Consider the following 23,696-nt stretch of genomic DNA (forward strand, 5'->3'; position numbering starts at 1 on the left):
AATCGAGCCTCACACTTCCTTGGTGTCGAAGATCAAGAGGTCGGCGCCACCGCTGGCGAATTTCGGCACGTCGGCGCCGGTGGCCTTGCCTTCCGGACTGCCGAAGGCCGCCTGGATGTCGCCCACGCTGTCGAAGGTGAGAATGGCAACGAGATGGATTCCGGAAGGACCTGCAGGAGATGCGACCGGCCCCTTGCTGACGGCGTATTTTTTCAGGCCGGGAAGTTTTTTGGCGAGCGGAATGTGCGTCTCGGCGTAGTACTTGTCGAAGGCGGCAGCATCCTTGGGTGTCTTGTAGAGCACGACGACTTCAGCCATTTAGTCCTCCCTTTTAAACTGTTCTGTTAGATCCTCATGGTGAGGAGCGTGCGAAGCACGCGTCTCGAACCATGCAGGCCCAGATGCAGCCGGGCCTGCATCCTTCGAGACGCGCTGCGCGCGCTCCTCAGGATGAGGGAAGATAGTCACGCATGACGCGGCGCAATGGCAAGTCCCATTCGTCTTGCCATCTGCTTGTCTTCTGCTCGGCTAAAGCGCCGGTTTTGCGGCGTCGCCGAGATAGCCGTGCAGGGAGGCCACGACCTGGGCACCCTCGCCGATCGCGCCGCCGACGCGCTTGACCGAACCGGAGCGGACGTCGCCGACGGCATAGACGCCGGGCACGGAGGTCTCCAGCGGCGCCACCAGCCTGCCCTGATTCTGCTCGGACTGCGCGCCCGTCACGACGAAGCCGCCGCGATCGAGCGTCACGCCGCAGCCGTCGAGCCAGGCGGTGGCGGGATCGGCGCCGACGAACAGAAAGAGATTGCGGATGTCGGCAGAATCCTCGTCATCGGACAGCCGGCTCTTCCAGCGGATGCGCCGCAGCAGCGCGGCCTCGTCGCCCTCGAGCGCTGATATCTCGGTGTTGAACATCAATTCGATGTTCGGGGTCGCTTCGATGCGCTCGATGAGATAGCGCGACATGCTGGCCCCCAGGCCGCCGCCGCGGATGATCATTAGCACTTTCTTGGCGTGCCCCGACAGGAACACGGCCGCCTGACCTGCCGAATTGCCGGCGCCGACCAGCGCGACCTCCTCGCCGGCACAGAGCTTTGCCTCCACGGGCGAGGCCCAGTACCAGACGCCGCGCCCCTCGAACTTGTCGAGATTGTCGATCTCCGGCCGGCGATAGCGCGCACCGCTCGCAACCACGACCGCGCGCGAGCGCAAGGGATCGCAGCCGTCGAGCGCCACCGCGAATGCGCCGTCCTTGCGCGTGCAGTCGAGCGACTTCACCGTCACCGGAATCATGATGTCGGCGCCGAATTTCTGCGCCTGGGTGAAAGCACGCGCGGTCAGGGCCTGGCCCGAGATACCGGTCGGAAAGCCCAGATAATTTTCGATGCGCGCGCTGGCGCCGGCCTGGCCGCCGAAGGCGCGGATGTCGAGCACCGCGACGGACAGCCCTTCGGACGCCGCATACACGGCGGTGGCGAGCCCGGCCGGTCCGCAGCCGACGACCGCAACGTCGTAGATGCGGCCGTCCTTGGCACCACCAATCATGCCGATGGCGCGAGCAAGCTCGGTCTCGCTGGGGTTGCGCAGCACCGCGCCGCTCGCGGCGACGACCAGCGGCCAGTCCTCGGGTTTGGGCGAATAACGCGCGATCAATTCGCCCGCGTCGGGATCACGATCGGGATCGAGCAGATGATGCGGCTGACCGTTGCGGGTGAGAAAACCCTGCAACCGCACCACGCCGGCGGAGTTCGACGGACCGATCAGCACCGGACCGCCGATGCCGCCCTGGATCAGATTGACCCGGCGCAGGATCAGCGCGCGCATGATGCGCTCGCCAAGATCGGCCTCGGCGACCAGCAGCGCGCGCAGCCGCTCCGGCGGCAACAGTAGCGTCTCGACATCGCCCTCGGCGCGGCCGTCGACCAGCGCCGGCTGTCCGGAGAGCTGGCTGAGCTCGGCCAGAAATTGCCCCGGCCCCTGGTCGATCACAGGGGTGACGTGACCGAGGCCATCGCGCTGGGTGATGGCGACATGGCCCTTCAGCACCACGAACATGCCGGGCCCGGGCTTGCCGGTCTCGAACAGGAACTCGCCGTCCGCGTAGCTGCGGGCCTCGCCGAAATGCCTGACACGCTCGATCTCGGCCGGCGTCAGCGTCGGAAAGGTCTGCTCGGGGCGGGTGAAGCGCGACATCAGCGCCTCGTCACCGGTTGGTTGCTGCCCGTTCTGCCCCATCGTCATTCTCGCTCATTCCAAATTCTTAGGTGCCGGCTTTGCCGGCGGTCCCCTCATTTAGGGAACCATCGTCATTCTGCGAGGGGTCGGTGCTTGCGGCGCGTTCGCGCGCCTGCAGCTTCCGCCGCTTCAGGTTTTCGCGCAGCGCCGATTTCAAGCGGTCGTCGCGGGACGTCCTCGCCTGGTTCGCGCTCTTGTCGGTCTCGTCGGCCATCACGGATCCATCACAACGGTCGGCGGCAGGATGCCACCGAATGGCGACAGCTCAAGAGGCCCGCGCGATCCATTCGTGCGAAACGCGAAATGGATCGAATCCGGTGCCTGGGGCAACTGGCCAGTTGGTGGGGGATATCGGGGCCCGAATCGCCGGAAAGTCGGTGGTTTCGCGCAAAAACGAGCAGTTTGGCCCTGATATCGGCCCGATTTTCTCGTTTTGACGGGCCTAGCAAGCTTGCACAGGAGGGGGGCTTGTGGCAGATATCGGCCCGCTTGGTAGCGCCCCTCGGGCGCCCGATTCTTCACCAGCACATGCTGCCGTAGCTCAGTGGTAGAGCACTCCATTGGTAATGGAGAGGTCGACAGTTCAATCCTGTCTGGCAGCACCAGCCATCCTATTGGATGCATTGATTTTCTTGAAATTTCGGTCCTGAGTGCCACACGAAAGTGCCACACAGACCATGGTTTCTCTGAAGTTCTCGATGTCCCAACGTGCCGGCTCGACCGTTCCCCAATTCCGCATTCGTGTTCCCACCAAGATCGTCGATCGACTACGCGGCAAGCGCGTGTTGCTCAGCATCAGCACACCAGACGACTATCCGTTCGTCCGGACGGTGACCATCGGAAGCGACGTAGCGTTTAGTCTCGGGACGGACGACAGGACTATTGCGGAGGCGCGACAGGCCAACGCTCTGGATCATCTTCGCCGGTTGTTTGATCTGACCGAAGCGGCTCCGATCAGTCTCAGTCACAAAGACATGGTCGCGCTGAGCGGCGAGACCTATCGGCTGTATCAGGAAATCCACCGCGACAACCCCGGCGAACCCGACGCATGGATGTATCACAAAGCGCTCAGTCGCGCAGCCCTTGAAGGTCGCATCAAAAACCCACCGCCAGCGGCCTTGATGCCGAACGAGGTGAACACCGCGACGGAACTGTTTGGGACTGGTGATCTGACTGCGGCTGTCAACGCCTTCCCGGCCGACCAGTATGACGCGCTTGAAGATCGGTTCGGACTTCTCGCGGATTGGGTGCTGATCCGTCAGCGCATCCACCTAAACCCGAATGACCGGCAACGATTCTTGCGCTTGGTCGGCATGGCCAGTCTTGATGCGGGCTGGCAGTTACGGCGCAATGCGGAGGGTGATTACAGTCCTGATCCGAAAGCGCAGCGCTTCCCAGCGATCGAAAGCGTCGCAGCGATCAAGCCGCGGCAGACGATCACCGGCCTGCTCGACCTGTGGTGGGCTGAAGCCAAAGCAACTGGCCGCAGTCGGACCACCTATGACACTTATAAGGGGGCCGTTGATCGACTGGTTAAGCATCTTGGTCATGACGATGCCAACCGCGTGACCGAGCAGGACATGCTTGCATTCAAGGATGCCCGTCTGAAGGTCGTGACCGCAAAGACCTTGAAGGATGGTGATCTGCCGGGGATCAAATCCGTTCTTGGTTGGGCAGTAGACAATCGGAAGCTGGCGAACAATCCAGCCGACGCAATCAAGGTCAAGGCGGAAAAGAAAATCCGGACTCGATCGAAGGGTTTCACAGATCAGGAAGCCGGCGCAATCTTCGACGCTTGCTGTACATACGTGCAGAAGCAGAAAGAGGACCCGAGAACCGCCGCCGCCAAGCGGTGGGCACCGCTGATCGCCTGCTACACGGGCTGCCGGATTGCGGAGGCGCTACAGCTTCGCAAGGAGGATGTTCGCGACGAGTCGGGCCACCATGTTTTTGATCTCAATCCACTTGCTGGCAGCATCAAGACCGGGACTTACCGGCTGGTCCCAGTCCATCCACACCTGATCGAACTCGGACTGTTGCGCTTCGTCGCTGGCTCGGGCAACGGCCCGCTGTTCGCGAAAGGCAGCTACAAACGTGTTCTTGATTTTGTTCGGGCAGTCGTAACCGACGAACGAGTCCAGCCTAACCACGCATGGCGGCACCGCCTCAAGTCAGTTAGCCGCAACCTCGGATTCGATCCGCGAGTCGTCGATGCCATTCAGGGCCACGCAGCCCGAACATCTGGCGAGGACTACGGCGACGTGTCGGTAATCGCCATGGCCCGTGTGATCAATGCTATTCCTCGGATTGCAAAAAACGCCCCCGGCCGGATTGGCTGAGGGCGTTGATAAAGGTCGGTTGGCAAAATCTAGTTCAGCGTGTCCGGTTCACCGAGCACTTCCAACAATGCCACCGCCTGTTCGTAGCTATCGCACGGGATCGCGTTCGCCCGGCAAAAGGACGTGACGCCATCGGCGCTGATATTGCGAAGGACCGCGGCGCCTTTGATAGTCAGTGTTCCGATTCCAAAAGGCTGAGCGAAGTCCTGCCATACGGCTAAAACCACGTCGTTGTCCTCTATGATCTGGCGGACGGGTTTCGTCGTGCCGTCCATCAGCGTCCTGTTTGCGTTTGCCATCGCGACGAACGTCGACAGCGTGGTGACAAGCTCAGTCATATATTTTTCTCCTCGCAAGATTGAGGGTGATCATGAGGTATCGCTTTTTGGAGTGTCCACGCGAACCAAATGAGAACGCCCCCGGCCGGCTTGACCGAGCTAAGAACGAGCCGAGGTCAGCAGGCACCGCGCGCATTTTCTGCATCAAGATCGATTTCGCCAGCCGGATTCATCGACCATTTGCGGCGCCATCTCGGAGCAGCCATCTCATCGATAAGTCTGCCCGAACTACCGACCGTTGGCAGCCACATTGCGTCAATGCCTCTGTGGAGCCGCTTCAGGCTCACCGAGCACATCCTGAAAATCTCCGGCTCATTCGGATCGAATGCGACATAGCGGCTGCTTTCTTTGATGATGCTGTAGTTGCGATAGTCCACCTGAGTCCTCTCTGTGTGTTGGCCGGAGGCACTATGCAGGAGGCTCCATTTGCTTCAAGGCTGTTGCATTCGCACGAATGCAAACGAGAGAGCCATCAAAGCGAGGGTACGTCCGCCTCGCAATGATGACTCTCCCTCCCGGCCGTGCGTTAGGTGTACTCGCTCTCTGAGTCGTGGACACGCCAGTTCATCGACTCGTCAACCCGGCGCTGCACCAGCGTTGCGAGGGCTTCCGGGTCGTGACTGTTGCCGTTGATGTGGATCGCGACAGAGCCGCGGCCGGCACCACCAAAGTCACCCCTCATCGGGACGCCAGACGTCGGGGCAGCAGGAACATTCTTGATCGCGTCGGCGGGGGCCGGCACGTTATTGATGTTCTGCTCGATGAATTTGCGGTAGTTGATCGCACCTTGGCGACCCTTGCCGTAGCTCGATCCCGGACCAACCCAATCAGTGAACTCGTTGCCGTCCTTCGGGCTGATCTTAAAACCCTTGATGCCGGTTTGCGCCGAGCCGTTGGGATCGGTTGCCAAGCCTTGATCAGTGTAGCCGCCGATAACATGGCTTCCAGCCAGAGCACGCCTTGTGTAGGCGTCGTAATTTTCGAACAGCTTCGGATTTCTCTTCAGTCGTTCGATCGCTCCGTATATTTCACCACGACGGATGGGCCCGTAGAAGCTGTTATACTTGCCGGTTCGCGGATTGACGCTGCGAACGCCATCGGCTGAGAAGCCGAGCATCTGACGCAGTGTCTTGCCTTGCATGTCAGCACGGTTCATGAGGCTCTCGATGGTGCCCCCCTTGCTGATGCCTTCGGTAGCTTGGATGGCTGCGAGGTGCATTCTCAGGGTCGGATCATTCTTCAGCTCTTCACCGAAGCGAGCGCGTCGGGCAGCGAGGAAGTCGCTTCCTGCGAGACCTGCGCCGACACTCATATCGGCAGCTCCACCCGCGGGGATTTCGGTCCCAACGCTGGGAGTGCTGTAGCTCATTCCGACCTTGCCGCCGCGCCGGATGATACCGCCCGACCCAACACCGAAGTTGGGAAGCATGCCGCCCGGCGTAGCGCCCTTGATCAGGGCGTCGGGAGTGCCGACACCGCTGAGCAGGCGCCCTATACCTCCATCTCCACCGCCAGAAGACGCAGCGCCCTGATAGGCATACTGGAGTCCGCCGGCACGGCTGCGGGAGCTGAAGTCCGTGGCGCCCATGAACGAAGCTCGCTCGATCTTTCCGCCGAGGTTGTCGAGCTTGTTCCCGATGAAGCTCATCGGGTGAACGTCCGCGGGGTTGAAGCCGTCGCCACTCTGCTTTTGGTACAGCTCTTTCTTGTGCTGGCGTTGACGCTCTCGCCATTGGCTCGTCGTTTCTCCCGGCCGTTTCTTTGAGGCATCCGATGTGCCGGCATCGTTGTTCTCCGCGAGGGCCCACGCGAGCAGGGCAGCGGTGCCAACAGGGTTGCCGGTGGCGGCACCTAGCAACGCCCGACCACCGAGCAGGCCCGCGATGCGGCTGATGATGTTCGCAACGCCAGCTAACACGGCCATGAGCGGGGCGAGCGTTCCCAGCGCGATGGAGAGCGCAACAATCTGGCCGACCAGCTTACCCAGGACTTCAGCGCTGTTGCCGTCCTTTCCCATGGCGGTGGCAACGCCCTTCAGCATGCTGATGATGGTGTCAGAGACTGACTTGAGCCCGTTCACGAAGCCCGACGCAAAGCCGATGATCTTGTCCACGTCGATGGACGAAAGTTTCGCTGCGATCTTGTCGAGTGCGTCGCCCATGTTGGCGACGCCAAAGGCCTTCTTCAGCCGCTCGACAAGGTCTCGGGACTTCTCCGCGATCTTGCTGGAGGTGAAGATGCCGGTATGTCGATCGAACCAATCGGATACCTCGATGAAGCTCTGCTCGAAGCCGCTCCCGAATTTCTCCCATGCGAGACCAAACATCGCCTTGATGCGGTCCGAGCGCTTCTGAAGCGAGTTAAGCTTGGTACGGGAGAACGCGGAGACCGCATCGCTCTTCTGGTCGATTTCCTTCAACGTCTCCCGGATTTGGTCGGCAGCCTTGGCCATCTGCACCAGTTCGTCCCGCCACTCCCGCATGCCGGCAAGGTTCGCGAATTTAGCCCGGCTCTGCTCAGACATGTTCCTCATCTTCGAAAACATGTCCAACATGAACTCGGTTGGAGCCGATGCCAATCTCTGAGCCATCTGCGCCCGGCCGCCGTAACCGATCATACGTGCAGCCTGATCCAGATCCTTCGCGCGCGCGCCGCGAGCATTTCCGGCGTTCGCAAATTCTGAGGTCAGGAAGCCAACGAACGTGCCGGCCTTGTTCGGCTGTAAGCCTGCCGAGATACCGACCGACGTGAACGCGGACAGGTCGGTTTCCTTCATCTTCGTGGTGCTCAAGGCGGACAGCGCACGCTTGTTCGCCTCTACCACCTCGTTCGGGTCTGCGGCGGTCGCAGCGGCGGCGACGGCCACCGAGGTCATCATCCGGGCGACGCGGGCCGGATCGGCGTTCCGGACGTTGCCATAGAGGCTGGTTGCGGTCTTGCCGGCCAACTTCATCAGCTCGCCGATGTTCATTTCCAGCGCCGACGACGCCTCCAAGGCGTTTTCCGTGACCTTCTTTGCAGCGGTGGCGTCGAAGCCTTGCTTAAGCGCCTCGGTGTAGCTGTCCAGAACAGCCGCTGCGGATTCGCCAAACCTGATCGCAACCTGATCTGACCAGTCACCGCGAAGCCGCTTCACTTCCGCTGCGGACAGACCACCGAAAATTTGTGCCTTCGTCTCCGCCACGTCGGATTCCATTCGTTTCTTAAAGGCGGATGCGACGCCGGAGATGGTGATGCCCCCTGAGATGAGCGCGGTGGTTGGCGAAATGCCACGGGGGAGCGCGCCACGGCCGCCGGAGTTGGCACCACGACCAACGGCGCGTTGCTCAGCCTGCCTGCGGTTGTAGGTCTGCCGGTCGAGGCGATCCAGTTCACGATGGAACGCCCGCGCGTCACGCAGGCTGTCTGCATAGGCCGACTTCCATTCAGTGCGATAGGCCGACGCAGCCCTGCGAGCGTCGTCGGTGAACTTCTGTAGGCCTGCCGATAGGCTGTCTGGAAACAGCTTAGGCGCGGAGATGCCGTTGATGGAGTTGATTACCGCCTTAAGCTTCTGGAGGTTTTTTTGGAGGCCAGCGACCACAGGGCTCATGCTGTCGGTCGCGCTCAATTGGACGTGGAGTAGGAGGTTCTCTGACATGGTCTCTCTTGTTCGTTGGCGCGACCGAGCACGCGGACGGTGACGGCGTAAATCGCCTTTTGGAAAATGCGCTCATATTGCGCGTGAAATGGTGACGCCCGATGATTTCGGGGGTGGGGGTGCGGATGCATGAACCTCCCGCGCGTGTGGGGGTACATCCCCGAAGGTCTGGGGTGGTCGTAAGTCCGCTTTTTGTTGGTGGCTAAGGAAAACCGCTCAGCCAATGCCGGGGCCATGCGGCACAAAAATTCGCGGCTTCACCCTCCCGCGCTTGCGAGCGCTGGGAAACCTTGGCAGCCCGGTGGCATGCGCAACGCGAGCAAGGCCTTGCGCAGGGAAGATGCTGAGCCTATGTGTTGCCGCGAAGTCTCGTCACGAGACCTGTGCGCCTCCGCTTCGTCGGGGACCGTGCTCATCGCAACGCGCCGCATCGATCATCAACACAAGGGCTGTGCCGTATCTGGCCCGGCCCATGGAAGGATCATGCCATGAGCACGACAGTCACACTCAAAGCCGTCCAGCGTCGTTTCGAACGCTCGCAGAACTACCGCAGCAAAATTTGCGCGCTCTCGCCACGGGAGCGGCAGGGCCTGCACGGCAGCCGCTTCGCTTTGATCGAAGGCAACTCCATCTTGGACGCTGGCGATCTGGAGGCGGTGCAGCGCTGGTGCCGAGACGCGGGCGTGTTGCACCGGAGCGAAACGATCGTGGCATAGCTGGTGCTGCAAGGCGGCTGGACCGGCGATAACCGCCGGTCCGCCGTCTGTTACGGGTACAAGATTTGTGTTGACGGAGACTTGGGCTACTCGTTACAGATACGTCAACGGACGTTGAAGTATTCGTAACAGGCGGGCCATGGCGCAGCACAATGGGAAGTTCGTCACCTACTACCGAGTTTCCACCGGCAAGCAGGGTAAGTCTGGTCTCGGCATCGAGGCTCAACGGGCCGCGGTTGCTGCCTATCTCAACGGTGGCGATTGGACGATCGTTGCCGAGTTCACCGAGGTGGAGTCGGGTAAGCGATCTGACCGGCCCGCGCTGGAGCAGGCACTGGCCGCCGCGCGACTGCATCGGGCCGCGCTGGTGGTTTCCAAGGTTGACCGCCTTACTCGCTCTGTCGCCTTCCTGTCCCGCCTGCTTGAGGCCGGCGTTGACGTTCGGTTCGCGGACCTGCCCGTGATCGAAGGCGCTACCGGCCGTTTCCTTCTTCAGCAGATGGTGGCAGTGGCGGAGTTGGAAGCCGGCATGATCTCAGCCCGCACCAAAGCGGCACTGGCGGCGGCCAAGCGTCGAGGGAAGAAGCTTGGCGGCAACCGTGGTGTTGTCCCCGGTGCGAAGATGCAGGACGCCTCCCGGAAAGCCCTACTGGACCGCACGACGAAACATGCGGCAGATATCGGCCCGACGATCCGCAAGCTACAGGCGGACGGCGCAACGTCGCTACGGTCGATTGCAGATGGCTTGAATGAGGCCGGCATTCCGACTGCGCTCGGCAACGGAAAGTGGCAGGCCGTGCAAGTTCAGCGAGTTCTCGCGCGTTTATCGCAGTGACACGCAATAGCTGACGGCGCTAGTGAACGTCCCGCTTGGGCACGATCGGGCGGGCAGACGGGCAAAGGCGCGTGGCGTGTCCACATGGAGCGCGATGCAGCACGGTCCCGACGCCAAATACCCGACCGGGCACACGCTGCCGGCTTTGGCGATTTGGTCGCGACCGTCGACGGGTACGCAGTACGGGCCGGCAAGTGCGGGAGGCGCAACAGTGAGAGCCAACGCGAGTGCGTGCAGTCCTGCGAGTCGTCTCAATATCATCTGTTGCGCCTCCGATGGACCGCGGCGACTCTGGAGAAGCTGAAAACCGCGGTCCAAACATTTAGGCAGCCGGCGCTGCCGCTGCTACCTCTCTTTCGACTTCGTCGAGCTTTGCACGGGCGGCCTTGAGATCAGCCTCGGCCGCTGGAACACTGGCCAGTGCGCGTTCATGCGCCTCAAGCGCGGCTGCCACGGCGGCCTGAGCGGCGGCAAGTCGCTGGCCCCGTTCGCGGGCCACGAGATGCTGAGCCCGTTGCTCCCGTGCATCAGGCGGAATCGCTTCGATGGCCTCCCTTGTGGCAACTGCACTTCGTAATCTTCGATAGGTCATGCGCGGTTCCTCATGATGTCGTCCATCATCGTCTTGGTGATGCCGGTGGCTCTGGCATGGCGTGCATGCCACGCGGCGTCGAGTGGACGTTTCCGACGCATCTCGGTGATTGTCCGCTCTGCGTCCGGCTTGTCGGGCTGTTGCAGTCGGCCGAACCCGCTCGGAGCCCGGTCATGCAGGTCGCGAAGATAGTCCTGGACGGACAGCGAGCCCTTGCCGGGGATCGTGATCAGGTCACCGTCCAACTTGCTGCCGGCGAGGTCGATTGCGACTGTCGCCATGGTCGTGGAGTTGAGCGCGTAGCCCTTGGCGCGTGCGGCAGAGACGACGGCGTCCTCAATTGCGTCCGTGGTCATCTTAGGCTGCCTCATGTTCGCGGCGAAGGCCGGCGATCAGATATCGGCGCATCTTCGAGCTACGGTTCGCGCACGAAGGATCATCTTGAGCGGCGGCAGCGTCGATCCTGTCGAGCAGGATTTTGGGCAGCTTCAGCGCTACGTGTACCATCGGTGAGCAGACAAGCTCATCCGGGGCGAAGGGGTCGGTTTTCTTCATGGTGTTCTTCCAGGGGTGTAGAAAAGCAAAAACCCGCCGGGCAAGTTGCCGAGCGGGTTGGGTGTCAGTGGTGTAGAAAAGCGATGGGCTCCCTCGCGGGAGCCCTATCGTTCAATCCGGTGCCAATGTAGCCAACATAGTCTCACGATATGGGGAAAAAGTCAATGCGACTTGGCTCGGAATGCAAATCGGACCCGGAAATGAAATTCATCTTTTAAAGAAAAGGCGACCCGCGAGTCGGCAGACCTTTCCATCGCCCTTGATCGATCATCCCCGATGACGTGCAGGAGGCCCGTACAGAGGCCGGAGGCGCTTGCCTGGGATTGGAGCCTCCCGCTCTGAATAACGTACAGAAGGTCGATTATCAGGCCTGATAGCAACGGGAGTTTTCACGCCACTGGCGAGCGGCGCACAGCGCTTCAAGCGCCGCTCCGTCCATTGCCCGTGCCTTTCGTACCCGGAGGGTCGTCCTCAGGGTCTCTGCCTGATCCACGGTGAGCGGTCGATCGGGTCTCAGGGTGCCTTCGTCGTCGCCGTCTTGTTGGATGGTGAGGAAGCTGAGCTTCTGCTTGGCGCTGGTCCATGCTCTGGCACTGGAGCATGCGAGATGCGCATAGACCTCGCGGCCGTCCGTCGAGAGGTGGCCGATCAAGCCTGTGATGCGCCAGTCACCACAGGCGTCCCGCCTGAGGCTGGTCTTTGCTGCGCCGATGGTCGCGGCGAACGCGGCCAGCTTGTCCCGGTCGGCCGCCTTGTCGTCGATGTCGGAGCGGCGGCGGATGGTGGTTCCGGCCGGTCGTGTCGGCCGGCTGATGTTCGTGGTGGTCATGAATGTCTTTCGCTTTGGCGGCCCGGCATGGGAGAGATGATCGTGATGTGGGTGATGATCAGCCGGTGGCGCCTCTGGTGGAGGCAGAGCACCGGCTGGCGGTCATGGGCTAGACGTCAACCTCAACGCCTCGGTTGAGATCGTCGTCACCGCTGGCGGCTTGGAAGTGCCGGTTGTCGCTCGTAGGATCATTGCCATGTCGGTCAGCGCCGCAGGCGTGTTCCTTCTCAGAGGAGTGCGCAGACACGCCCGGAGCGGAGCGACCAGGAATTTCTTCTTTGGGTTCATATGGAGGGGTTCGGTGGAGCGCTTCCTTCGAGCGATTATGGGACGGAAATTCCGTCGACCGAAGTCGGAAATCCCGTCCACCAAAGTCGGATTTTCCGTCTTCCGACCGGCACGTCGTTCCGGTGGTACCGGCACCAGATTCCGGTGGTTCCGGCACGTCGTTCCGGTCATCACCGGCATCAGATTCCTCATCGCGATCGTCTTCATCGCTCCATGACTCGGCTTCGCGCCGCTTATATTCGGCATGGTCAGCTACGTACTTCTCATACTCCGCCTCGATCGCGGCCATATTCGGTTTGGCCAGGACCGACTTGTTGGCGCGCTGCTTGATCGAAAACAGTCCGGATTTTTTGATGACGCCGTTAGCGGTGCTGATCGTGTCGAGAGAAACCTTCGTCCTGAAGCTCAGATATTTCCTGCCAGCGAAGGCGTGCCCTTCCTTCTCGGAGAGGTCGAAATACGTTACGGCGAGTGTCTTCGTCGCAGGAGTCCATCCCTCGCCATCCATCGCGAAGATCATGTTCATGAAGGCGCATTTGCTGCCGGCCGTGATGGAAGGTGATCCATCCGGATTCGTGAACATTTTGTCTTTCGTAGATGTGCGCTTGCTGTTGTTTTTTTCGGATTTTTCAGGCATACTGTTTCAGTTCGATCTTCGAGGGTTGAGCATCCAAAGGATGATTGATTACGAAAGCCCTGGCGTTGGCGCGCTGGGGCTTTCTCGCTTCTGGCGCTGGTTACTTCGCGGCGGCCTGGAGCCGTTGCAGACGTTCCTCGATAGCCTGCCGAACGAACTCAGATCTGCCCTGACGCAGGTTCAGGCGTGCTTCATCCAGCGCAGCCAGTTGGTGCGCTGATAACCTGAAGCCAACATGTGGCCGTGCGGTATCGGGATCGTAGAAAAGGCGGTTAGTCATAGTTCCTCCAAAACAAAAACGCCCCGGCGGGATTGCCGAGGCGTCGGACAGGTCGACGACAAAAAGCCCCACCTACGGCGGGGCTTCCGATCAAAAATTACAGCGATGATGGATCAAGGCCTATCACGAACCCGCGCGGGCGTCAAATTTTGAACCAGAAACCACTCTGCCGAGCGGCCCGGTGTAACGATGCTGAGTCAGTGACGCGCGTTTGGATCGTCAGAGCAGCCGGTGTGCGCCCCGGCTCCACTGATCCAAGCTCGATAGCACCAAGAGCGATGTAGCTCCTTGACCATAGGCCCGCAGGATCATCTTGGCAGATTACCAATTAGATCGAAGAGTGCGGCCCGGTGCGCATCGATCGTGTCTGGAGACGTCTTCGCCGATAACGACGCTCTGTCCTTCCTACCAAGGAAGTAGGATATCCGCTCAGCGTTGGCTCCGCTCGGATGGGGCAAACCGACCAGCAGCCGATCTGCCGACAGAAGCCCGCGCTTAACGAGCAATGCAAGTCCTTCGCTCACCTTTGGCCCCAAAGGAACCCACACCGCATTCGGCAATGCGGACACTTCCTCTGCCAGATACTGAAGCAACGCCTGCCGCAACAGCGGCGTGGTGATCATCGACGGCGAGCCGCCGTAGTTCTCTCCATTGATGAAGACCGGGTATCGGATAGCACTGGTGAAGTGAACAAGATCGCTCCACGACGTCCAAAGCTCCGCCGTGCTGCCCAAGCCCATCCAACCCGCAAGCCCGATATAGTCCAGCATCGCCACTAGGTTCGCTCTCATGGGCCCCGAAAAGCTCGCGAACGTCTTTGCTGCTCCAAGGGCGGTACCGTGATCAGCACCCGCAATGAGTTGGCGTCGTAATTCGCCCAACGCATTCCGGGCCTGTTGGGCTCCCGGAGTAATCCCGACGATGGCAATCCGGGCGCCATGCTGAATATGTTCGAAGGGCGCATAGCTTATCGCCAGCGGCTGCTGTTGCGCGAGAAGGAGTCGACCACCAAGCGTGACGTCGGCGGCAATCTCGCTCTCAGGAACTTCCGTAATCAGGCTCGCGAAGCGTTGTAGTTCCGACACTTCAATCCTCTTTGCAGTCGCGAACGACATAGGCCATTCACGCAGACACTGTCTGCTATCGTTAGTCGCCTTTGATAGCGATTGGCACGAGCGCACCCGCATCACGATCGTAGAAATAATTGACGATCGACCCATCCTTCAATCGCGCAACCGCCTCGCCAATAATGAAGGATGGCACCAAGAACCATTCACGGGGCCGTACCTTCTGGCCAAAGCGGTCCGTGATCTCGATGTCGAGCCGCGCCGATGCAAAGAAATCGTGCAGCAAATGTTCGAGCTTAACCCGGTCGATGTTGTAGAGGGTGTAGGTCGTCACTGGATGTACGGGGGCCATCAGGAACGTTGGATCGTCCTTGGCATTCTGAATGCGGATTTCCATCTTGCCAGAAGTGAAGCCGATCTTGTGGAGCGCGCCGTCCAATTTGCGGATTTCCGGGTCGTCTGAAAGACTCTTCACTACGTAAATCATTCCCGTCTGCGCGTCGCCCGCAGCAGGCGTGTCCGTAAAGAGCGGCCCCATGTCGGTGGTGGTGATCCGGCGGCCGTTGGGGTCTTTGTACAGCTCGGTCGCAAGCGAACGTAAAAGGTTGTTGCCTTCGGTTCCGTTATCGAAAATGAGTCGCAGTCGCGCATTCTTCTTGCCGTTGCGGATGTGTGTCTCGCCCACCTCCGCGACGTAAACGAGCACGCCGTTCAGGATGAAGAACTCCCCCGCGCGGATTTCCTGCTCGTTAGCGAACGGGATGGCCTTACGCTTGCCATCCGTCATTTCGCGGACGCATTGCTCAAACAACGGCTTGAATTTATCGAACTCGGCGCACAGTTGACGCTCGGCGATCTCGTCCGGCTTGGCAACGGCTGGCTTAACATGGACGAGATCGAAGATGTCGTCTTGCGGCGTCTTCAGCAGGTCGTCGTCAAATATCTCATCGAGCGTCTGCGGCGGCTTCACCGGGGCGACCGGAAGCAGCGCGTGCCGGTCATGCGGCAACAACATGTCGTGGACGGCTGGATCGTTTAATAGGCCGTTCAGCTTCATGCGCAAGGCCCGCTCGGAGACGGAGGGCTTCTCGGTATCGCCCGGCTTGTGCTTGTGATGGTCAATGAACTTGTTGACTTCGACGAAGGTGTCGAGAATCCGCTGCTGCTCGCTGGAAGCCGCCTTGATGGCTGCCGGCTTCACATCCAGCAACGGATCGCTACCGCTCAAGAGATCATCCAACGTCGGCTTGGGCATGGCCGCTTACCCTGACTGCTGGGCGCGCATCTGCTCGCGCTTCTTGGCCCTGATCCATTCGAGCGCCTCGGCGAGGCGGCGTTCCATCGGGCTTTGCGCCGTGAGGCTCGGCTCGCGCCCATGCGTCTCGTTGAAACTCTTGATGCGCGGCCAAAGCGCTACCGCTTCCTCCTCGGTCATCTGGATACGCCGCGCGGTGATGGCGCCATGGATGCGCTTCAGCACATCGGCATCGACGGACTTCGACATGATCTCGTAGGCGAGCTGGAAGGGATTGATGCTGTCGATCAAATCGATGTTGAGGTCTTTCACGTTGATGAACTTGTCCGCCATCTTAATGAGATTGTCGTTCAGCTCCGGCAGGCCGCCGTTGCTGCTCGCCTTGAAGGCTGCGTTGGCGACGACATGCTGGCGGACCTCCTCGACTTCCTGGGGCGTGAGGTCCGGGTATTTGGTCTCGATGACCTTCGGGACATAGACCTGCGTCACGACTTCCGGCGGAATCTCGTCGGGGTTCATCGCCGCGCGCAGCACGCGCTCGTCCTGCATGACCGAGGCGGTGAGATCGACGAGGTCGCTTTGGAGAATTTGCCGCACGCGCGGGGTGCTGGGCTCGGCAAAGCCCTTGATGGCGACGGTGGTTTCACTGTTCGTATAGTCGATATCGACGATCTTGGTTCCGCCGTCGATGTTGTCATCGGTGGCGCGCGTCTTGAATTTGAAGTTTGGGGCGAGCACCTGCTCCATTAGGAGCGAGGCGGCGATGGCCTTGAGCATGTTGTTAACGGCGTCGGCGACGTTGTCGGCGGATGCGTCGGGCTCGGCGATCAGGTTGGTAAACTGGGCGTGCGACTTGCCGGGGCAGTCGCGCGTGGCGCGTCCGATGATCTGGATGATCTCCGTAAGGGAGCCGCGATAGCCGACGGTAAGGGCGTGCTCGCAGTAAATCCAGTCGAAGCCCTCCTTGGCCATGCCAAGGGCAATGATGATGTCGACGTCGTCGCGATCTTTGATGTTGCGCAGCGTTTCCATCACTTGGTTACGGGTCTTCTCGTCGTCCTCGACGAGATCGGCCACCTTGAGAACCTTGCCGCTCTTGTGCCGGACATGATGAAGCCCGGTAGCCGCGTCGGTCTGTATCACGTCGCCGAGGTGATCGAGGATACGGTCGACTTCCTCGTACTTCTCCTTGGTGCTCTCGGCGGCGTTCACGCTTGGAATATGAATGATGGTCTTCTTGTCGGGATCGAGGACCTCGTTGATCGCATCGAGATAGCGGCGTCGGTAGAAATGGTACCCGATGCCGAGGCTCTTCAGATAAGTGTAACCGTTGAGCTGCTCATAGTAAGTGTAGCTGACACGAGTAAAGCGCTCTTCGTCTTCCGGGCGAAGTACGGGAATGCTGTCGCCCCGGAAATAGCTGCCGGTCATGGCCACGATATGGGCGCGGCCATCGGCCAGCAGGCCGCGAACGACCTCGCCGAGACGGCTATCCGCATCGGCCGAGGCGTGGTGGAATTCGTCAACGGCGAGCAGACAATTGGCAAACGGGTCCGCGCCGATTTTGTCATAAGCGAAGCGCAAGGTGGCATGGGTGCAAATCAGCACCTCGGCGTCGCTCTCCATGAACACCTGAAACCTTCCAACCTTGCCCGCATCGCCGCCCGCCGTGCACAGGTTCCATTCCTCATCGACGAGCCAATCGCGAAAGAAGCCGTGGTCGGTGAGTTTGGTCGGGCGGAATGACGCGCCGATCGACCTTTCGGGAACGGCGACGATGACTTTGCGGATGCCCTGATGTTGCAGCTTGTCGAGCCCGATGAACATCAAAGCGCGGGACTTGCCGGAGGCAGGCGGCGCCTTGACCAGGAGATACTGGGAGCCGCGTTCGGTGTAGGCGCGCGCCTGCATCGCGCGCATGCCCATCGCGTCCTGCTTCTGGCTCGCGCCGGTCTGCCCGTAGGTGACATGCACAAAATCAGGCACTCAGGACCTCCTTCTGCTCGACGGAAGTCATCTCCGCGTACATCTTAAAAAGATGTTCGAGTCGCTCGGTGTCGTTCTTGAAGGCACGTCCGATGTAAATCTTTTCCAGCGTATCATCGAGCTCAGTATGAGCATCGAGAAGAGATTGGGGCATGGTGTCTGGGTCGTAAAGCCAATCAAGTATCTTGCCGGGGTAGCTCTCGCGCGCCGAGATGATGCTCCAAGCATGACCTTCGAGCGTAGCCTTTTGGGACGCATCGAGAGGCGGCACCGGAAAGGTGTTATAAACAAGCGTATTTGAATAGCGCGGGTCGGTCTTAAGTCGACCAGCGACGGCGGTCATCCAGATGACATGGAGCCTTGAGGAAAGAATGCTGAACCAGAATGTTTCCGGGTCGTAGGTAACCTGAACCGTATCCGTCACGATCACAGAAGCGTCGAGCATCCCTACGGGGAGATAGAAACGGCGTTCCGTCGTGTAGCGGGGTATGAGCAAGATGCTGTCTTTAGCCTCGTGGACATAGCGGAATCGATAAGGGATATGAACTAGCGATCGGGCGACTTCACCGCCCGTGCGGCGATATTCAGCCACTCTTCGAAACCGTTCCGCAAGCTCCGGAATAGAGTTGGCCTTGGGATAATCCCGGTCGTGAACCCATATGCAATAACGTCTTCCCCCTTGAAAAAAATCGTTGTTGCCGAGTAGTGGACGAAGGAATGCCTCAATCTCCGGGTTGGCAATAAGGAGTTTGTCGCGCTCGTCGCTCGACAAAATCAGATGACCTCCATCAATCGCCTGGTTTCCGAGAACCAGCTCAGGACGCCCGTCGGACGGATTCATCAGCTTCTCAACATAGACATCTTCATTCTCAGTGAGATAGGCCGATATGTTGTTGACTCGTTTTCGGTTGACATCGTCGTATAAGAATTTTGGCGCTTTTGACTTAAGTGTAAGGCCCACGATGATGCAGCTAACAGCAGCGTTATTCTTGGCGTTGTTTCGCCACTTAAAGGGATGGTGCGCGAAAGCAATCTCGACGCCCCTTGACCTGAGCTGCTTCCAAAAAAGGGAGACTGACTGACCTTGGCAGATTGAACTGGTGGCCACAAAGCCGGCCGCTGAGTTCGTTGACTGCATGAACTGGGCGGCTTTTTCAAACCAACAGCAAACGTAATCGAGACTGTTGACGCCCTCATAGTCTGGCATGCAGTGCCGCATATCGTCCTTTTGAGCTTTGGTTTGTTCGCGCGCTCCTTCAAATTGCGGGTTCCCGACCACAAAGATTTCGGCTTCCTCGTCCGGTACTTGCTCGGTCGCGTGGACCTTCTCCACGCGCGCCAAATCAAAAATCTTTTCCTTTTGAACCGTCTTCATCGGCCGAGGGCATACCTGAAGCCAATCAAGCCTTAAGGCGTTGCCGCAGACGATGTGGCCGCCCTCCCTGAGGGGGAAGCTCTTCGGCGCTTCGCCGAACAGACTCTTGAACCGTTGGTTCATCTGGTATTCGGCGATCCAGAGCGAAAGCTTGGTCGTCTCCACTGCGAAGTCTGCTAATTCGATTCCATAGAAGTTGGAAAGCTTGACTCCGCTTTGCTCGCGCCACGTCGTCTGTCCTCCGCCAATCTCGTCGAGGCGCTGAAAGACACGCATCTCCAGCGAGCGCAATTCGCGGTACGCAATGATCAGAAAATTGCCGGAGCCGCAGGCGGGATCGAACACGCGGATTTTCGAAATGCGCGTCAGGAGCTTTCGTAGCAGTGAGCGTTCTTCGCGGTGACCTCGCGCGCGCTCAAACTCTTCTTCGAGTGACATCAGGAAGAGGGGCTGCAATACCTTCATGATGTTCGGCACGGACGTGTAATGCATGCCGAGGTCGCCGCGCATGTCGGTATCGACGACAGCCTGGATCATCGATCCGAAGATGTCGGGATTGATCTCGCGCCAGTCGAGTTGAGCGGCCTCGACCAGCATGCGTTTGGCGCGCCGATTGAAGGCGGGCACCTCCGTGCTGTCCGCGAAGAGACCGCCGTTCACGTAAGGGAAAGCTCGAATATGTGCGGGCACCTCACCACGACGGTCGTCGGGAACGTTCATCACGTCGAACAACCGCTTCAAAAGGTCTTGAAGATGCTCGCCGTCACTCCCTCCATGATCGCTGATGGTTTTGACGAAGAGGTCTTGGTCAAAACCGCCGGTGTCCTCGGCGAACATACAGAAGAGGATGCGCGTCAGAAAGAGATTGAGAACGTGCCGCTTCTCGGGAACGAGCCAATCGGGGTTATGAAGTTCGATTTCGTCATGGAGCTTAGCGAGGCGGCCGGCAGCCTTGATGTCGGCCGGGTTCTCCGCGACCGCTTCATATTTCTCGATGCCGGCGAGCGGCAGGAAGAAGTCGAAGCAATCGTTGAGCTTGTCGAAGTCACAGTGGCAGGTGTCGTCGGTCTTGGTGTCGTAGGCGGCAACCTCGTGCCCATCGGTCGCAAGAAGGAAGCGCGGCTTCTGCGTTTTTGCGGCCTTGCTTTCCCTGAGCTGGTCCAGTGTCTCTGCAACTTTTCCGACTGGCGCGGCGCGGTAATAAAGCTTTCGCGACCAGAGCACATCGCTCGGCTTCTCGCCCTTATTTTGGGTGCCTGAGCGCAACTTCGTGAGTGTCGCCTTGGGAGCGTTGTAGACTTCCAGCATTCGGAACGCGAACTCGCCTTGGTCAAATGGCTCCCTCACGAGGTCGGCAAGCTGCATTACGATTTCGGCGATGTTCATCCGGCACAGCATTCATAGGTAGGGGCGCACGCAGCGTTGCTCGGCATTTAGCGCCTTTGGGTGACGCATCTCGAAACGCGCGGCGTCCAGGGAATCTTCCGAAAGAATATACGCTAAGTATAACGCAAGGTCCAACGGGGGCCTGTACCTCTTTGCAAGCAGGCCGCCCATCGCACGGGTCTTTACACTAGCTGCCTATCGACGATTTCGCCTTGTGTGATGAACAGCCGGTTGATTTTCCGATCCTTGATCGTGGGCTGCGCAACGACCCTAAGGGTAAGCCCCTCATTGAGTGCCCTGGTGTATATGTTTCCCGGCTTCAAAAGCTCATCGTCTGCGATCTTTCCGGAGACGATCTTCTTCTTTGGCGCGTTCAGGATTTCGACACGGCAGGCCCCATTCGTTTTGAAGACGCCGTGAATGCGAACAACATACTCCTCTTTTTCACCGAGACTGAGCATGTCCGGCGATCTGAGCACTTCCGCTGCCGGCTCGTCTATTACATTAGCGACGCTGGCCCCACCGATCTGCATGTGATTGACGGTCCTTCCGACAGGGTCGGGAAGCTGCCTGATCGAGGCTCGGTTCTCGCGTGCCATCGTTGTGATCATACGCTGTAGCCAAGCCTTATCCCGCATATGACCTTCGTGAACCTGCTTCGCGAACTCGTGGTGGGTCATGGCAAGTTCGTGGATACGATCGACGGCGTTGTTGCTGTCCTTCTTTGAAAGGACCTTGTCGATTACCGCCTTGATCGAAAGTTCGATGAACTTCTTCGCGACTGTAATGAGGATCGGACTGTAAAGCGGAAGCTGACCAGAATTGGAGATCGCAAAGATTTCTTGTAGCAAACCGTTCTCGCGGCTCGGTCCCACACAGAATCTTATGTGGTAGGAGCGCGGATCGTGTGTGATGTTCTCCCAAAAGAGTTCGTGACAGATGCTATTGGCGAGCTTAGTTGCGCCGATGAGTGATCGACCGAATTGCTGAGCGTCCACGAAATGCTGATCGGCAAGCAGTCCTCTGTACGCAATAGGTATCGGCTCAAAAAGTGGTTCTGGCATTCTACCCCCCGTTGATCAAGCACCCTATCCATCCTAACCTCAAGCTGCCTCGCCATTGAATTATTTCTTCCCGGGCGGCACGCACCCGACCAGCGCGCGCTTCGTTCGCATGTCCAAAGATGGGAGCCATGACACCCTGGACAACGTCTAGCGCGACCTTCAAATCTGCGTCGGTTGGTACAAAGCCGCGGTGCATTGCTGCACCGACACCAAGTGTCGCCCGTGTTGGGCCGCGCGCCTCGAAAAACCGTCCTGCATTCCCCTGGATAGCAACGTCGTCGCCCTTCGCGCCTGATTTAGGGAGCGCTCAGACAGCTTGATGCTCTTGTTGATAAGTAGCCGCAAGCCTTGCTCCAGCACGAGTGGGCTGATCAACTGCAACTAAGGCTTGCGGATAGATTTTGCTGTTGTGCTTCGCGACAGTTGATATGAATGCGCGTAGGAATGCGCGCTCCCTGCAGTTCGCTGCGACTATGCGTCCGATCTGGCGTACGAGTATCCGCAAGCCTTTTTCCTCATGACACAACTGGCTAGACTCAGAGGCGTCAAAACGCTCCCCCAACTGGCACGAGTTTTAGGAGTCCAACCAGCATCCTTGTCGTTCGTTTTGTACTGGCTGCCTGATCAGCAAAAGTACGAGCAGTTCACTATACCCAAGAAAGGAGGCGGCTGGCGACTAATCACGGCCCCCAAGCCCCGCCTCAAGATGATTCAGACAAAGTTGGCTGATCTTCTTTTGGACATTCACGTTGAGTTAGAACAGTCCCGCTCCCGAAGTCAGTGCCAGCTGGCACACGGCTTCAAGAGGGGCCTTTCTATCGTCACGAACGCCACGGCGCACCGAAACAAGCGGTTCGTGTTCAACGCCGACCTGAAAGACTTCTTTCCCTCAATTAACTTCGGCAGAGTTCGCGGCTTCTTCCAGTGGGACAATAACTTTTCACTCGATCCAAAGGTCGCGACTATAATCGCGCAGATCGCTTGCCGCGACAATCAGCTGCCTCAGGGAAGCCCGTGCTCGCCAGTGATATCAAATCTGATAGCTCATATCCTTGATATTCATATCAATAGGTTAGCTCGGGCCGGTAGGTGCACATACACCCGCTACGTGGACGACATCACGTTCTCAACGAATGAAAAGGAATTCCCGTCCTCGATCGCGAGGCTGGTGCGTGGTTCAACAGACAAGTGGGTTCCGGGGGACAGTCTCGTCAAGCGCGTGTATTCATCCGGCTATTCGCTGAACTACGACAAGACGCGAATGCAGCGACGGGACTCACGCCAGGACACGACGGGTCTCATCGTCAACAAGAAGGTCAACGTCCGCAACGAATACTATAAGACAGCCCGCGCCAAGTGCGACCATTTGTTCAAAAACGGCTTCTGCTTCTCAGATAAAGATCGAAAGCCCATATTCGATGACGCCTTGGACGGGACGATGGGTTTCATTCGCCAAATACGCGGACTCAAGACCAAAGATTGGCAGAGTGAGCAAAACAGCTTCTTCAAGCTATATCGGCAGTTTTTGGATTACCGGGCGTTCCACGGAATCACACGCCCCAAAATCATTTGCGAGGGAAAGACCGACAATATCTATCTGCGATGCGCGTTCCAGAGACTGAGAGCAAGATTTCCGGCTTTTATCCATCCAGATCCCTTGGTGGGTCTCACGGTCGACCTTTTCAACTACACCGAAGCGGCCGCCACCTTTCAGGATCTATCCGGTGGCACCAACGACTTATCCAAGCTCCTGTCGCACTATGCCGCAAGAGTGTCGCCCTTCAAGCTCTCGCCAGACCAACCCGTGATCATGATCGTCGACAACGACAAGGGATCAGCCGATCTGTTTAGGAAATTGACCAAGATGCTCGGCAGGGTCGTCGGCGGGCTCGATCCATTCTACTACGTTTGCGCAAACCTTTATGTCGTGCCAGTCCCGAAGGGCATAACAACCCTTGAGGCAGCCATCGAGGACCTGTTCGAACCGGCGCTTCTTGCCAGGACCATCAAGGGCAAAAACTTCGATAGAACCGGCAAGGAGAAGGATCGAAGCAAGTGGTACTCCAAGGTCGAGTTCGCAACTGAGGTTGTGAAGCCCGAGCGAGCTACAATCAACTTCTCCGGTTTCGAACCGCTCCTGCAGGCCATATCAGACGCATGCAAAGACTTTACCGGACGTCGGGCCGCACCGTCCAAACCTTTGCCCAGCGCCTCCGCGAGCGCCGGTTCTCCGTAAACCATGGAGAGTGCTCTCAACTTGTGGTATGGGATGGACTCCC

General features: G+C 59.1%; 22 protein-coding genes and 1 tRNA gene. 6 read left to right on the forward strand and 17 right to left on the reverse strand.

The annotated features are described in order from the left end of the window. Positions 1 to 9 precede the first annotated feature (9 nt). The 3 genes from CIT37_RS37740 to CIT37_RS37750 all read right to left on the reverse strand — a co-directional run bounded on the left by CIT37_RS37740 (position 10) and on the right by CIT37_RS37750 (position 2,449). On the reverse strand, positions 10 to 318 hold the full coding sequence (locus CIT37_RS37740) for an EthD family reductase (RefSeq protein WP_026202518.1): 309 nt from the start codon (positions 316 to 318) through the stop codon (positions 10 to 12). A gap of 210 nt (positions 319 to 528) precedes the next feature. After that, the gene (locus tag CIT37_RS37745) at positions 529 to 2,241 is read right to left on the reverse strand and encodes an FAD-dependent oxidoreductase (protein ID WP_095426839.1); all 1,713 of its coding nucleotides are present in this window, start codon (positions 2,239 to 2,241) and stop codon (positions 529 to 531) included. Positions 2,242 to 2,260: 19 nt separating this feature from the next. Then, on the reverse strand, positions 2,261 to 2,449 hold the full coding sequence (locus CIT37_RS37750; protein WP_095426838.1) for a hypothetical protein: 189 nt from the start codon (positions 2,447 to 2,449) through the stop codon (positions 2,261 to 2,263). A gap of 40 nt (positions 2,450 to 2,489) precedes the next feature. Here CIT37_RS37750 and CIT37_RS37755 point away from each other — a divergent pair, with 40 nt between their 5' ends. From CIT37_RS37755 to CIT37_RS37765, 3 genes are all read left to right on the forward strand, one after another. Then, complete coding sequence (locus tag CIT37_RS37755) at positions 2,490 to 2,672, forward strand: hypothetical protein (protein WP_152036297.1); 183 nt, start codon at positions 2,490 to 2,492, stop codon at positions 2,670 to 2,672. Positions 2,673 to 2,765: 93 nt separating this feature from the next. Beyond that, positions 2,766 to 2,840, forward strand: a tRNA-Thr gene (locus CIT37_RS37760). A gap of 93 nt (positions 2,841 to 2,933) precedes the next feature. After that, a complete protein-coding gene (locus CIT37_RS37765) occupies positions 2,934 to 4,574 on the forward strand; it encodes a hypothetical protein (protein ID WP_210210277.1) in 1,641 nt (546 codons plus the stop codon). A gap of 29 nt (positions 4,575 to 4,603) precedes the next feature. Here CIT37_RS37765 and CIT37_RS37770 read toward each other — a convergent pair whose 3' ends face one another. The 3 genes from CIT37_RS37770 to CIT37_RS37780 form a co-directional block, all read right to left on the reverse strand. Continuing rightward, positions 4,604 to 4,912, reverse strand: a complete 309-nt coding sequence (locus CIT37_RS37770) for a hypothetical protein (protein ID WP_095426836.1) — start codon at positions 4,910 to 4,912, stop codon at positions 4,604 to 4,606. A 116-nt stretch (positions 4,913 to 5,028) separates the two neighbouring features. Beyond that, a complete protein-coding gene (locus CIT37_RS37775; RefSeq protein ID WP_095426835.1) occupies positions 5,029 to 5,289 on the reverse strand; it encodes a hypothetical protein in 261 nt (86 codons plus the stop codon). 149 nt (positions 5,290 to 5,438) lie between these two features. Beyond that, positions 5,439 to 8,552, reverse strand: coding sequence for a phage tail tape measure protein (locus CIT37_RS37780; RefSeq protein WP_095426834.1), 3,114 nt, complete (start codon positions 8,550 to 8,552; stop codon positions 5,439 to 5,441). 488 nt (positions 8,553 to 9,040) lie between these two features. Here CIT37_RS37780 and CIT37_RS37785 point away from each other — a divergent pair, with 488 nt between their 5' ends. Further along, the gene (locus CIT37_RS37785) at positions 9,041 to 9,268 is read left to right on the forward strand and encodes a hypothetical protein (RefSeq protein ID WP_095426833.1); all 228 of its coding nucleotides are present in this window, start codon (positions 9,041 to 9,043) and stop codon (positions 9,266 to 9,268) included. Between the two features lie 139 nt (positions 9,269 to 9,407). Then, positions 9,408 to 10,103 carry a recombinase family protein gene (locus tag CIT37_RS37790; RefSeq protein ID WP_095426832.1) on the forward strand — a complete coding sequence of 232 codons (696 nt, stop codon included), beginning with the start codon at positions 9,408 to 9,410 and terminating at the stop codon, positions 10,101 to 10,103. A 322-nt stretch (positions 10,104 to 10,425) separates the two neighbouring features. Here the strand turns inward: CIT37_RS37790 and CIT37_RS37795 are convergent, their stop codons facing one another. From CIT37_RS37795 to CIT37_RS37845, 11 genes are all read right to left on the reverse strand, one after another. After that, positions 10,426 to 10,695: a hypothetical protein gene (locus CIT37_RS37795; protein WP_152036298.1), complete on the reverse strand. Its 270-nt coding sequence runs from the start codon at positions 10,693 to 10,695 to the stop codon at positions 10,426 to 10,428. Next, a complete protein-coding gene (locus CIT37_RS37800) occupies positions 10,692 to 11,051 on the reverse strand; it encodes a hypothetical protein (RefSeq protein ID WP_095426831.1) in 360 nt (119 codons plus the stop codon). The genes CIT37_RS37795 and CIT37_RS37800 overlap by 4 nt, the downstream gene beginning before the upstream one ends. Before the next feature lies 1 nt (position 11,052). Further along, positions 11,053 to 11,250 (reverse strand): hypothetical protein, encoded by a 198-nt coding sequence (locus tag CIT37_RS37805; protein WP_095426830.1) that lies wholly within the window; start codon positions 11,248 to 11,250, stop codon positions 11,053 to 11,055. A 364-nt stretch (positions 11,251 to 11,614) separates the two neighbouring features. After that, complete coding sequence (locus tag CIT37_RS37810) at positions 11,615 to 12,079, reverse strand: hypothetical protein (protein ID WP_095426829.1); 465 nt, start codon at positions 12,077 to 12,079, stop codon at positions 11,615 to 11,617. Between the two features lie 109 nt (positions 12,080 to 12,188). Next, positions 12,189 to 13,004, reverse strand: coding sequence for a hypothetical protein (locus tag CIT37_RS37815; RefSeq protein ID WP_152036299.1), 816 nt, complete (start codon positions 13,002 to 13,004; stop codon positions 12,189 to 12,191). Positions 13,005 to 13,104: 100 nt separating this feature from the next. Further along, a complete protein-coding gene (locus CIT37_RS40260; protein WP_095426827.1) occupies positions 13,105 to 13,284 on the reverse strand; it encodes a ribbon-helix-helix protein, CopG family in 180 nt (59 codons plus the stop codon). A 308-nt stretch (positions 13,285 to 13,592) separates the two neighbouring features. Further along, on the reverse strand, positions 13,593 to 14,399 hold the full coding sequence (locus CIT37_RS37825) for a hypothetical protein (RefSeq protein ID WP_095426826.1): 807 nt from the start codon (positions 14,397 to 14,399) through the stop codon (positions 13,593 to 13,595). A 31-nt stretch (positions 14,400 to 14,430) separates the two neighbouring features. After that, the gene (locus CIT37_RS37830; RefSeq protein ID WP_095426825.1) at positions 14,431 to 15,606 is read right to left on the reverse strand and encodes a GIY-YIG nuclease family protein; all 1,176 of its coding nucleotides are present in this window, start codon (positions 15,604 to 15,606) and stop codon (positions 14,431 to 14,433) included. Positions 15,607 to 15,612: 6 nt separating this feature from the next. After that, positions 15,613 to 17,592: a DEAD/DEAH box helicase gene (locus CIT37_RS37835; protein ID WP_095426824.1), complete on the reverse strand. Its 1,980-nt coding sequence runs from the start codon at positions 17,590 to 17,592 to the stop codon at positions 15,613 to 15,615. Beyond that, positions 17,585 to 20,353: a class I SAM-dependent DNA methyltransferase gene (locus CIT37_RS37840; protein ID WP_152036300.1), complete on the reverse strand. Its 2,769-nt coding sequence runs from the start codon at positions 20,351 to 20,353 to the stop codon at positions 17,585 to 17,587. Before CIT37_RS37840 ends, CIT37_RS37835 begins: the two co-directional genes overlap by 8 nt. 182 nt (positions 20,354 to 20,535) lie before the next feature. Beyond that, complete coding sequence (locus CIT37_RS37845) at positions 20,536 to 21,417, reverse strand: DUF7946 domain-containing protein (RefSeq protein ID WP_161966280.1); 882 nt, start codon at positions 21,415 to 21,417, stop codon at positions 20,536 to 20,538. 517 nt (positions 21,418 to 21,934) lie between these two features. Between CIT37_RS37845 and CIT37_RS37850 the strand changes: the two genes are divergently transcribed. Continuing rightward, entirely contained in the window at positions 21,935 to 23,653 is a 1,719-nt protein-coding gene (locus CIT37_RS37850; protein WP_095426821.1) for a retron Ec67 family RNA-directed DNA polymerase/endonuclease, read from the forward strand. The last annotated feature ends 43 nt before the right edge of the window (positions 23,654 to 23,696 follow it).

Source organism: Bradyrhizobium ottawaense, assembly GCF_002278135.3.
In the GTDB taxonomy this organism is placed as follows: domain Bacteria; phylum Pseudomonadota; class Alphaproteobacteria; order Rhizobiales; family Xanthobacteraceae; genus Bradyrhizobium; species Bradyrhizobium ottawaense.